Genomic DNA, 12,117 nt, shown 5'->3' on the forward strand with positions numbered 1-12,117 from the left:
TCTTTCTCTGCGCCCTCTGCGCCCTCTGTGGTTAAATCCTTCATAAAAATCCCAAACCAAATACCCAAATCCCAGACTCATTCAAAAAGTAGGATATCTAAAAAACAGCATTTTTACTTACATTTTCAATAATCCTTTAATTTTGCGCTGGACTTTCTTGACCAATTTCGGATCGTAATCATATAAACTCTCTTGAGTAAAGCGATCCGCTTGGGCGTCCCGAATCACAAACGGAGGATGTTTTAGAGGAAAGGCGATCGGTTCAACAGACATATTGTTGTAGGGACTATTGATATCATCCGTGTGAGTCCCCCCCGTTCCGTGTCCGATATTTGCAGCTAAATTGACATTAGACAAAATATTCAAACCATTTTGAATAAAACTCGCAAATGTCCACTGAAAATCCCATGTATCAATAGCTTTGTCGTAACACAACTGACAAGTTTTAGTCCAGATTTTGGCAGCATGAGCATCTCCCAATACATCCATCAAAAAATTGCCATCTCGAACCGAAGGCCACAGCTTCATATCTAGATCGTAGTGTCGCCAAGCTCGCCTCCAACTCGCCCAACTCCAGCAATGAGTGTAGCGAGAAAAGTAGTAGCTAAAATCAGTTCGCTGCTTGCCAAACTGCACGTTTTGACCAGATATCGACATAATTCTTTCGTCGTATCGGTAGCGTTCCAACAACTCTTCAGCAAAGTAGAAAAAGCTACTATCAGGCAAACAATCATCCTCAATAATAATCGCCTCTTCCACCGTATCAAACACCCAATCTAACCCGCTAGAAACTCGCTGGCGACAGCCCAAATTAGTCTCAGCATAGTTCCGCAAAACTTCGCATTCCCAATCCACCTGCTCAATAATCGCGCGAGCCGCAGCGCATTGCGCGTCTTCTCCCGGCTTGTCCGGCCGCGGCCCGTCAGCAACTACTAACAATTTTGACGGCTTGACTTTGCGAATTTCTGCGAATACTCTCTGAGTTTCTTCGGGACGTTTGAAAATAATAAAAGCGACGGGGGTTTTTAACGGTCGATCGAACATTTACACAACTCCACTATGCTAATTGCTGACAACACTTTTAACTTTCGACAATCTCCTTTTGATACCAGAAATCCTATTGTCAAACACATCCAAAACAGTCTTAGAAATATTGCGTTGTGGTATGCCGACATAACCCGCAACATATTTAGTAAACTGCTCTCCTAAAGGCAAATTCCAAAAATCTGATTGGGGATTAGAAACTTGTGCAAAAATTCGCTTAATTCCGTATCCTTTTTCGGCTGGCAAATGCCATATATCCATTTTTAAATCAGCCTCAGTTGCCGTATGAATGATCGGCGATGTCCACACTCGATTAAAATAAGCATTGCCGCTGCTGCGAGCATATCCCAGCTTGTTGTAAATGTAGGTGAGCATCTGCTCTTCTGTATTTAATTTTGTCTTTCCTTCGGCAAATCTTTGCAAGCAAGTCTCCCAGATCGAGTCTACTTCGTCGGACAATATTTTAATGTGTTTGCCACTTCCTACGATAAATTCTGCACCAAAATACTTGGGAGGCTCATCTACTTTATAGCCTAATTCCTCATAAATTTTCTGCATTTCTCGCCTGGTTAAACCGCTGATTTTTTTGTCTTCAGGCTCGTACAAATCGTAGGTAGCCAAACCTTGTTTTTCAATATCGGCAATTATGCGATCGGCGGAGTTTACCCACACGCAGTCAGAGTCTAAAGCTATACAGCGATCGTTTAACGCTGAATGATTTTTCAAATATTGAATAATGTCAAACTTAAAAAAGGTACTTCTGAAGGCGGGGTAGTATTCCATTGGTGGCTGATAGGTAAATGGAATCTGGACAACTTTAACTCCAATTTTGTCGAAAAACTCAACGGTGTTAAAGCTTTCAATATTTGGAATGCGATCGGCATTCGTAAATAAGATATGCTGAGCTTCCGGGTTATTTCTAACGCTGGAAGCAAAATATACCACCGCACATCGCCAGTAAACTGATTGAAATTTTTCCGAAGAAGATTTAGCATCCGATCCTTGGGGATATTTACTTTCCTGGCCTTCTTCATCGCAGCACATTCCAGTAACTATGTAAACAGAACCGCTGTCATTCATCGTGTCTATCTCCTGTTATATTTACAGTTTGGAGTAAATTAAAGCCGTGAAGCGAAGCTATCCCTAAGGGAATCGCCCGTCATGTGAAAATAGAAATCCAAGCGCTTGATAATCATTTCAGAACCAATATGCGCTAAGTTTTTCAAGCTAGTCGCCAGCGGCAGATATCGATAGCGAAACGAAGACAGTCTGGGGTCTGTTTCTTGATATAAAATATCTTGAGCAAAGTTGCCCCACCTTTCATCGATCATATCGATCGTCATACCAGCGTGTCCCGAAGGCAGCAACATATTGGAACCGTGAATCCCAATTACCAAGCGACTCTCTGAATAAACCTGACACATTTGCCTCTCAGTTTTTTCATCGAACTTATCCACTCTGAAATCTTCTACCCACTCTGGAAAGCTAGTGTTTTTGCCTAAACCTACAACTGCAAACTTAGCTTGCGGCAGCAACTTTCGCATTTTCGCAAACAACCTCTGCACTTTCCAATTTTGAATACTTAAAGGAATTTGTAGCAAGTTAATTTTTCGGAAAATTTTGACAAGCAAATGCCGGCACCACAGCCGATCTTCCCGCCAAACAAAAGTAATTTTGTATTCTTCCTTATCAAAATCGTGTTTGGCAACCCCCGTAAATTTACTAATATCAAATTGACTGGGGTGAGAATAGGCTTCACTGATGTAAACTTCCTGGAAACGTTCTAACTGTTTGCTGACAAAAGCGTCAAAACTGGGATAGTGAGACTGACCATTTTTCAGCGATATAGGTACTGTCCAGACTTCAGCAACTCCTTCGGGAACCATCCACCTCATAAATTTTTGGACAATGACAATCAAACCAAATTCTGGGTGAGATTCTAAATGCCTCTGTGCGTTGAGCAACTTTAAAAGGCTGTGTCCGTAAAGATAATCAATGCAGTTTAATATGATTACCCGATCGCAAGATTTAAAGATTTCTTGAGTAATTTCTAGGTGTTCGTTTTGAGGATTTTGCAGAGATTTGAGCAAGGGTTTTGCTAAAAATTCTTCCGCATATTTGTCATCACTAAAAGTTGTTCCTTCAGCTAAGTTAATGCTGTAAGCAGTTTTAGCCGCGTGGCCAATTCTCAACTCGTCAATGATTTCGCCACCTCCTGGAGACTCAGACACAACACAGATGCGGGAACCTTGCCACAATACTTTGACAGGTTTGAGTATTTGCCCAGAAGAGGGACAGTGCGATCGGTGTTCGAGCTTGGGTTTAATTTCAATCATTTGATCAATCCTATCAGCCTGGATGCAGCCTTGTATAAATTCAGCGAATTCAGAATTAAATTACCAAAAGGTCTCAGTTCTTTAATCAAAAAGTTGACTAAAATAATTACATAGAAATAAGTAATTAAAGTTGCCGCAGTTGCTCCAAAAGCTCCATATTTAGGAATTAGTAGAGAGTTCAATACTATATTAAAAAATGAGCCAATAAATGTCAAGTAAAGACCGTATCGCAGTTGACCTTCTAAGGCAAAATAGGTATTTCTAGCGATGCCGAAGTTACTGCCAAATTGAGCCCAAACGTAGATTGACAATACCCTGGCTGACTCTGTATATTGAGCGCCGTAGAGAGTTTGGACTATGAAAGGAGCTAGCAGAGAGATTGGTAATGCCACTCCCAACCACAAAAATAACATGGCATCTGAGTAAATCTGAAAGTTTTTTAAGTATTCGCCATAATTTTTTTCTCTTAACTGTGCGAGTTTCGGGAAAATAGAAGAAGCGATGATCACAGGCAAAAAATCACATATTTCTGATAATTTGACTGCAACTGCATAATATCCTAACTCAGTTTTATTTATAGAGCCGAGCATGATTTGATCGATTTTGGAATAAATAAAAACCGCCAAGCCTGAAAGCACCAGCGGCCAACTTTCGTGAAGCAGTTCTTTACCTCGCTGCCAACTGACTCGCCACAGCTTTAAATCATTTCCCTTGTTTTGATAGACAATTGCGATCGCCAATCCGGCTAATGCTACCTCTCCCAACCTGATCCAAGCAAAAGCAATCAGTGGTGCTTTGAGTTGAATTAATCCGATTCTGAGTCCTGCAACCAGTAATGATACGCAATTTTTAGCGACAACTGTATACTTAGATTGAACTTGAGATTGAAACCAAAAATTTATTGTTTCAAAGGACTGAAAAATCGTGCCGGCGGCGATAATCCCTACCAGCCAACGAGTTAAGCTGTCATTGGGATTCTGTATTGAAATCACTGTGACAGTGAGCAGTAAAGTGATGATTCCGCCTGCTAATTGTATGGCAAAAGCAGTCCCTAGAGTCTCTTCTTTGCAGTCGGGATTGCGAGCAATGTCTCGCACTACCAGAGTACCCAATCCCATTGTTGCCACCGAGGAAAACAGCGAAACAAAGGCGATCGCATAATTGATTAAGCCAAATTGTTCCGGGCCCAGATATCGTGCTACCCACACTCCCACCAGCAGACCCAGACTCATCTGCAAAATTTGGTCAGTCAACAGCCAAGCCAGGTTGCCGAGTACCTGGCGGAGGCCGGGGCCGAGCTTTTGACTGACCGCATTTAGCTTATCTAACATCAGAAAGTTTTCAGTCCTTGTCAGAAATAAATATACTTTTCGAGCGTTCGGGAATTAATCAAAAACCAGGCTCATTAATATAGTATATCATAGTTCGAGCAATTTTCAACTTCTGCAAGTTAATCATGATTCAATCTGGATCAAGATGGCGCCACCAAATCGCCTCCGGAAATACGCCGGTTGCTGGATGGAGATTTGCCACTATCGATACTGAGTCTAACTGTTATTAACACGTAGGCAAGCCAGACATCCCCAATATCACATAGAGAACCTTCAGTTAGGTTGTTCAAAATAATAAAAACTAAGTAAATAATCGGTATCCCCGCTTGAGATAGCGGGCTGCGGCTCAGTTGCCGGACGGCGAAAATCAGATTTGTCAACACAGAAATTAAGATTAGAACCAGTCCTGGATAGCCGAAAGAGAGTAAGACTGCTATGGAACCATTATGAGCAGTTTTAGGTTGAAATCCACTCGTAGTATATATATAATAAGCTGGGGTCTCCTTGCCTATTAATGCTTGTTGAAAAAATCCCTCAAATCCATAGCCAAACCAAGGACGCTGGTTGGCTGCCGCGATTAATTGCGGCCAGAACTCCGTGCGTCCTGTCAAAGTCAAATCTTTTCCTAAACCTCCGACAACAATGGATTCCAAATTGTCGATTATATAAATGCTACCTATGATACCGAAGATCGTAAAGCCGACAATACAAGTAAAGGCCCATTGAAACTTTAACTTGCTCAAAAAGCTTAAGGATGATACTACAACTATGAGCATCAAACTATTAACTAGAGAACCCCCAGAGCTAGTAGTTCTAACCAAATAAAAGGAAAAAAACATGAATGCCAGAGCTATCCAGCGTTCTTTCTGAGTTTTAGCACCTTGGGAATAGTGCAGGTACCAAAGTGCTGTACTTACTACCATGATGCTGCCCAGAGAATTTTTGTGACTGGTAATTCCTGACAATTCCCGTGTCACATTCGGGTAGCGCAAAAAACTAACTATACCCACCGAGGTATAGCCCCATCGCACTAAGGCTGATAGTTCGTGCCACTCATATCGCGCACCTATATAAAAACCCACAACCGTAAAACCTGTAAATGCTATCCCCGCTTTCAGCGTAATATCAGGAACTAGCGACCACAGTGTCGATGTTATTGGTAGCCAACAATATAGCGAAAAAGCCGGATTTCTCAGCACCACAAATAACAATCCTTCGACAAGTTTGTGTTTACAAAAATTAATAAATTTCCCACATAAAATAAAAACTATCCAGGGATAAAATACATAAGGAAGCTGCTTAATTACTCCACCCTCAGGGTCAGTGATATTGATAAAGTGCATATAATTAAAAGGAGGTACATTAACATGAGGAGACATGAAAATGTACAGAACTGCAAACCACTTTTCTAAAGTAATACCAATTTGTTTTTTGCTGGCAATCTGAAATATCAACAGAGTGATCGCCAAGCCACTGACACCCAATATCATCAGCAACAAATTATTGCTGAGAATTAGTTCTTTAATCATTCTCGCCATAAATATCTACCCTCTCTGAGAAAAATACCAATTTAGCAGCGGGCTAATTCCACCAAAATAACAATAAACCGAGGTATTTGTCGCCGGCGATCTTTCTATATAAGCTGCTGCTGCTCTAAAGTGTTGGTTGGTTGGGTATGAGGAGAGGGGTTGGGGAATGCCGAGGTTTTTTTATTCTGCCTTCTAGATAATTGCCGGGAGGGGGAGGGGAAGAAAATTTGATGATTTTTTTCTTTGTATCTGCGATCGACATTGCTTTTCAACGATCGGCGATTAAACTGGTGAATGATCCTCAAATAAAATAAGTAGTCTGTGGCTAACACTGATTTTTCCAAACAAGTAAACCCGCCAGTCTTGAGTTTGATGTTGTGGACGATCGCCTGCGCGAGTATTTCCCTCGGGTTCCCGCTTGGTGCAACAGCGCAACTACCATTGCGTCCTGGCGCAGTCACAACACCTGTCGGCGTTAGAAGATCGCCCCAAAGCTACAAACTCGGCGGTGGCGATCGCATCCAAGTAGAAATACTCGAAGTACCAGAGCTCACCCGTGGCTACGAAGTCCTCTCAGACGGTTCCGTCAACCTCCCGCTGATCGGTCTGATCTCGATCCGCGGCCGTACCTTAGCGGAAGCCACCACCATCATCCGCAACGCCTACCGCCGCATCCTCAAAGATCCGATAGTTACAGTCAGCCTCGTCGCCGCCCGCCCCCTCAACGTCGGCGTCATCGGAGAAGTAACTAGGCCCGGAAACTTCACGATCGCCCTCACTCCAGGCCCGGGGGTCGCGCCCAGCGTGCAGTACCCAACCGTCACCCAAGCCCTCAGACTCGCAGAAGGCGTCACTGGCGTCGCTGACATCCGCAACATCCGCGTCCGCCGTCCCCAACCCGACGGCCCCGACCAAGTGCTCAACGTTAACCTATGGAAATTCTTGCAAGAAGGAGACATCTCTCAAGATATCATTTTGCAAGACAGAGACACGATTGTGATCCCTACCGTCGCGAACTTCAACCAAGCAGAGGCGCGCCAATTTGCGATCGCCAACTTCTCGCCGCCGCCGGAAAAACCTCGATCGATCTCCATCGTCGGCCAAGTAACCCGCCCGGGGGCTTACGTAGTCATCGGCGGCAACACCAATAGCGACCTCAGCCGAGAAGGATTCCCCACCGTCATCCGCGCCATTCAGCTTGCAGGCGGAATTACCTCCGAAGCCGACATCCGCCAAATTCAAGTGCGCCGCGTCACCAGAAGAGGCGAACAAATCATTCCAGTCAACCTGTGGCAATTCCTAGAGTCCGGCGACGGCGCCCAAGATACCATCCTCCAGCAGGGAGACACCATCATCGTTCCCAAAGCAACTATCGTCAACCCCGCAGAAGCTGGCGTGCTGGCTAGCACTAACTTTGCTCCTTCCGGCATTAACGTTTATGTAGTAGGAGAAGTCAGAACATCTCTCGATCCGTTGAGGCTGCCACCTAATGCCACCCTCAATCAAGCTTTAGTTTCCAGAGGATTTTTTGGCTACGAGAATACGAGAGCTAGAAGGAATAAAATTGAGCTAGTCCGCCTCAATCAGGACGGTACTGCTACTAAACGGACGATCGAAGTCGATTTAACTCAAGGCATTAACGAAGAAGTCAATCCTCAACTTCGGAACAACGACATGATTATCGTATCCCGCAGCGGTATCGTCAACTTCATAGACCGCATGAACGCGATCGTCGGGCCTGTCGGGCCAGCTACCGGAGTGTTAAATTTTATAAACGTTCTCCGAAGTTTATTCAGGTAAGAACGTTGCTGGTGAGGTGGATAATTCCTGCGAAAGGCTAGAATAAATTAAACAATAGAATTTCTGGCGTCGCGGCGTGGCAGCTTCAAAAATATCAACATCAAAAATATAAACCTCAAGAATACCCAGGCTGAATATGGATAGCAGACAAGATTACCAACCCTTCACACCCAAATCTAATGGCAAACTGCCCGACTTCTCGGCTCAGAACTACAGAGATAGGTTCGTCGAGGAGACAGAGGAAGAAAAGCTAGACTTGTCGTGGCTGTTAGGAGTCCTGCGCCGCCGTATCCTGGTGATGGCAGCAGCCACAATTGCTTTGAGCGCCCTCGCAGGAACAGGGATCGTCACCGCTTCTAAACGGATAACGCTGGAGTATGAAGGCTCATTTTCTCTGTTAGTAGAACCAGCAACCGCTGAAGGTTTGCTATCCAAACAATTAGACAATACCGTCGCTGCCGACTTAGCAAAAATTAATATAGAAGGAATTAGTTTAGTAGATTACGAAACCCAAATTAGGATTTTACGCAGCCCCAAAATGATGCAGCCAGTGCTTCAAGATTTGCGAGCTTGGAATCCCAACCTAACCTACAGCGAACTGATGACAAAACTGTCGATCAGCCGCGTCAGCTACGGAAGAGATGGCAAACAGCAAGGTACAAAAATCTTAGAAGTTCGCTACAAAGATTCAGAACCAAATAAAATTTACGGCGTATTGGATAAGGTTTCTAAAGCTTATCTAGAATATAGCTTGCAGCAGCGGTTGACGGGCATCAATCAAGGTATTAAATTTATAGACATGGAGATGCCCAAGCTCCGAGAAAGAGTCGAAGTTTTGCAACTGCAAGTCCAAAGACTGCGCCAGAATAGCAACTTGTTTGAGCCGCAGCTAGAGGGAAAATCTCTGTCAGAACAAGTTCAAAGCATTCGGGGACAGCAAGTAGGACTCCAGGTACAGTTAAAAGGGATGCGGAATCTCTACCAAAGCTATCAAAATTTACTGGATAAAAATAACCCCATTGGCGTATTGATGACCCAAGGACAAGCTTACGGCGGACTGTTATCTCAAATCCAGAAAATAGACTCAGACTTGTCCCTGAAATTAGCTCAGTATAGAGATGACAGTTTGCCTGTTTTAGCACTGCGAAAAAGTCGGGAAGAACTGATTTTAACGGCGACTCAACAAGCAAAAGAAGTGGTGATGGGAAATTTGTCAAGCCAAATCAAAGAAGTTGAGGCGCGCGATCGCGAAATGACTGCTTTGCAAAAGGCTCTCTACCAAAAAATTAGAAATTTTTCAGTAACAACGAGACAATACGACAATTTAGTGCGGGAACAACAAGTTGTTACTAAGAGTTTGTCGGACTTTTTGGCAAAACGGGAAGCCTTGCGGATTGATGCAGCTCAACAGCAAATACCTTGGGTGCTGATCAATCCTCCGGAAATTCCGCTAGACAAATTCAATAGGCCGATCCCAGCTACAATCAAACAAACCAAAAGACAGTTAGCGTTGGCACTAATTTTAAGCAGTCTGCTGGGCATAGCAGTCGGCTTGCTCGTAGAGGTGCTAAATACTGTTTTCCACACTCCAGAAGCACTGAGAATCGCCACAAAATTGCCGGTGATCGGGGTGATTCCGTTTAGCAAAAAAGTCAGGCGCAGACAGCCAGCGAGGCCGAGGAAACTAACTTCGGCTCGCTCGTCGTCGAAGTCGCAAGTGCAAGTTCTCGAATCCCTCGACACTGAACCTACTCCTCCGACGCTCATCGGGGGTCAAAGTATTTTTAGGGAGTTGGACTATCAATTTTTAGAAGCATTTCGATCGCTCTACACCAATATTCACTTGCTCAGTGCAGGTACGGCAATTCGATCGCTTTTAGTGAGCTCGGCCGTGGCTGGAGACGGCAAATCTACAGTAGCTTTGCACCTGGCCGCGATCGCAGCAGCAGTCGGACAGCGAGTATTGTTAGTAGATGCAGATTTGCGCTGCCCGCAACTGCATACTAAGCTAGGACTGCCAAACGTGCGCGGGCTCGCCGATGCCATTTCTACAGATCTCAGCCTCAACGACGCGATTCAGCGAGCTTTGAATCAAGACAATTTGTTCGTACTTACCGCAGGACAAATTCCGCCCGATCCGATCAAGCTGCTTTCTTCCAAAAAAATGCAGTATTTGATGGAGCAGTTTCAAGCATTTTTTGACTTAGTGATTTATGACACCCCACCGCTAGCCGGCTTGGCAGACGCCCACTTGATAGCAGCTCACACCGACGCTACGATTATGGTCGTGCAAATTGCCAAAACAGACCGAGCGCAAGTTCGCAAAGTTTTAGAAGAATTAAAAATTTCTGGAGCTTCGGTTTTGGGAATCGTGGCTAACGGCTGCAAAAACGATCCTAACAGCTACCGGCAGCGCTCGGTCGGTTTAGACACCCTCTACGACCAAAAACTATCGGCTTTAGGTACAAAAAATCAAAATTAGACAAATTTCGCTCCAAGCGGCGCCGTGCCGCCCTCCTCTACCCGAAATGCACAACCAACCTGCACAATCATTTTTTGACAAACGTACCATTTGAGAAAGAAAATGATAGACTAACGGACATAGCCTCGTGTGTCAACCGAGATTACGCGGATATTTGGTTCGCAGTAATTCTTTAAAAAATGATTGGGAAATCAGCAAAAGTGGGTAAACTACATCTAGCAGAGCGCAATCTCAATCAGGAAAAGACACCTTTGAAGGTGAACGTTAATGCAAACGTTAATGTGAACGTTTCAACCCAGAAACTTGGTAGGGATTATTCTATGAGTACAGTTATGGTTGTTGATGATAGCGTCACTCTGCGGGAGATGATCGCCGACTTGCTCAAAGGTAGAGGACTCAATGTCACGGTAGCTAGTGATGGCGTAGAAGCTCTAGAGCAAATCAAAGCCAACCGCCCGGATTTAGTCGTTCTGGATATCGTGATGCCCCGGATGAATGGCTATGAAGTCTGTCGCCGGCTCAAGAGCGACCCCAAAACTCAGAATTTGCCCGTGGTAATGTGTTCGAGCAAAAGCGAAGAGTTCGATCGCTATTGGGGAATGAAACAAGGAGCCGACGCTTACATCGCCAAGCCGTTTCACCCTCAGGAATTGGTGGGCACGATTAAGCAACTGCTGCGCGGTTGAAGTAGAGGAAGAGGGACAGAAAAAATGTCTTGAGTGGTTCCAATTTCTGATCCCGCAGCCTCTCTAAACTACTCGATTGACAATAGTCCAAACATCCCCGTCCGATCGCACGTAGGGTACAGAAATACTCTTAAAACCCGTAATAAAAGGCTTGTAATAAACCTGCCAGTAGCTGGGACTAATTTGGTCGGCAATGGCTTTAAGTTCCTTCACTTCTCCCGACAATTGGGCCGCCAGTTCGTTAATCCGTTCCGCGTGTCCGCGAGCGAGCTCTCTTCCCTCTTCAACTTGCTGCTCCATCGGACTGATTCTTTGCAAGTTTACCGATAGCTGCTGTTTCTGATTCAGTTGAGCAGACAGAGCTGCGATCGCATCATCTATTCCCTTGACTTCTGCCGACACTTGTGCTGTTTCCCTCGCGTGACGGCGGTAAGCATCAGCGATGGCTTGGGGCGAATCCCCCGCTGGGGCGATCGCGCCAGTGCTAAGCTGTTGGCGTTCGCGGCGCAAAGCCTCAATCTGAGAGCAAATTGCCTCTATGTCTGTCTGAAGTTTGTCCACCAAATTACCGTAGTTTTTGGATATCTTAGCATATTAACACAAGCTAATAAAGGTCTTATATAGCCGAGTCTCAGCAACAGTGCGGTGGTATCGGGCATAGGGCATAGGGCACGCAGGCATACCTCACTTTTTTAAGAACCGCTATAAGAGAGATGAATAATTCCGATGAAGAGCGGATTTGATATTACACATAATGGAGAAACCTGTTTCAAAGTGGCGCATAATTCGCAATTACCAATTACCAATTCCCAATTCCCAATTCCCAATTACCAATTACCAATTACCAATTACCAATTACCAATTACCAATTACCAATTACCAATTACCAATTACCAATTACCAATTAAG

10 protein-coding genes are annotated in these 12,117 nt (G+C 44.6%); 4 read left to right on the forward strand and 6 right to left on the reverse strand.

The features are described 5' to 3' along the window. Window positions 1-117: 117 nt before the first annotated feature. From JGK11_RS12940 to JGK11_RS12960, 5 genes are all read right to left on the reverse strand, one after another. On the reverse strand, window positions 118-1,044 hold the full coding sequence (locus JGK11_RS12940; RefSeq protein ID WP_293206946.1) for a glycosyltransferase family 2 protein: 927 nt from the start codon (window positions 1,042-1,044) through the stop codon (window positions 118-120). An 18-nt stretch (window positions 1,045-1,062) separates the two neighbouring features. Continuing rightward, window positions 1,063-2,124 carry a hypothetical protein gene (locus tag JGK11_RS12945; RefSeq protein ID WP_293183721.1) on the reverse strand — a complete coding sequence of 354 codons (1,062 nt, stop codon included), beginning with the start codon at window positions 2,122-2,124 and terminating at the stop codon, window positions 1,063-1,065. A gap of 38 nt (window positions 2,125-2,162) precedes the next feature. After that, window positions 2,163-3,380 carry a hypothetical protein gene (locus JGK11_RS12950; protein WP_293183722.1) on the reverse strand — a complete coding sequence of 406 codons (1,218 nt, stop codon included), beginning with the start codon at window positions 3,378-3,380 and terminating at the stop codon, window positions 2,163-2,165. Next, complete coding sequence (locus JGK11_RS12955; RefSeq protein WP_293183723.1) at window positions 3,377-4,711, reverse strand: flippase; 1,335 nt, start codon at window positions 4,709-4,711, stop codon at window positions 3,377-3,379. Before JGK11_RS12955 ends, JGK11_RS12950 begins: the two co-directional genes overlap by 4 nt. Before the next feature lie 140 nt (window positions 4,712-4,851). After that, a complete protein-coding gene (locus JGK11_RS12960; RefSeq protein ID WP_293183726.1) occupies window positions 4,852-6,249 on the reverse strand; it encodes an O-antigen ligase family protein in 1,398 nt (465 codons plus the stop codon). A 312-nt stretch (window positions 6,250-6,561) separates the two neighbouring features. Here JGK11_RS12960 and JGK11_RS12965 point away from each other — a divergent pair, with 312 nt between their 5' ends. The 3 genes from JGK11_RS12965 (at window position 6,562) to JGK11_RS12975 (ending at window position 11,208) form a co-directional block, all read left to right on the forward strand. Continuing rightward, window positions 6,562-8,040 carry a polysaccharide biosynthesis/export family protein gene (locus tag JGK11_RS12965; protein ID WP_293211951.1) on the forward strand — a complete coding sequence of 493 codons (1,479 nt, stop codon included), beginning with the start codon at window positions 6,562-6,564 and terminating at the stop codon, window positions 8,038-8,040. Between the two features lie 136 nt (window positions 8,041-8,176). Next, window positions 8,177-10,522 (forward strand): tyrosine-protein kinase family protein, encoded by a 2,346-nt coding sequence (locus JGK11_RS12970; RefSeq protein ID WP_293183731.1) that lies wholly within the window; start codon window positions 8,177-8,179, stop codon window positions 10,520-10,522. Between the two features lie 320 nt (window positions 10,523-10,842). After that, window positions 10,843-11,208 (forward strand): response regulator, encoded by a 366-nt coding sequence (locus tag JGK11_RS12975; RefSeq protein ID WP_039886668.1) that lies wholly within the window; start codon window positions 10,843-10,845, stop codon window positions 11,206-11,208. 63 nt (window positions 11,209-11,271) lie between these two features. Here the strand turns inward: JGK11_RS12975 and JGK11_RS12980 are convergent, their stop codons facing one another. Next, complete coding sequence (locus tag JGK11_RS12980; protein ID WP_293183733.1) at window positions 11,272-11,769, reverse strand: hypothetical protein; 498 nt, start codon at window positions 11,767-11,769, stop codon at window positions 11,272-11,274. Window positions 11,770-12,062: 293 nt separating this feature from the next. Between JGK11_RS12980 and JGK11_RS32885 the strand changes: the two genes are divergently transcribed. Beyond that, a complete protein-coding gene (locus tag JGK11_RS32885) occupies window positions 12,063-12,116 on the forward strand; it encodes a hypothetical protein (RefSeq protein ID WP_366053689.1) in 54 nt (17 codons plus the stop codon). Window position 12,117 lies beyond the last annotated feature (1 nt).

It is taken from the genome of Microcoleus sp. PH2017_34_RAT_O_A, assembly GCF_020737885.1.
In the GTDB taxonomy this organism is placed as follows: Bacteria; Cyanobacteriota; Cyanobacteriia; order Cyanobacteriales; family Microcoleaceae; genus Microcoleus.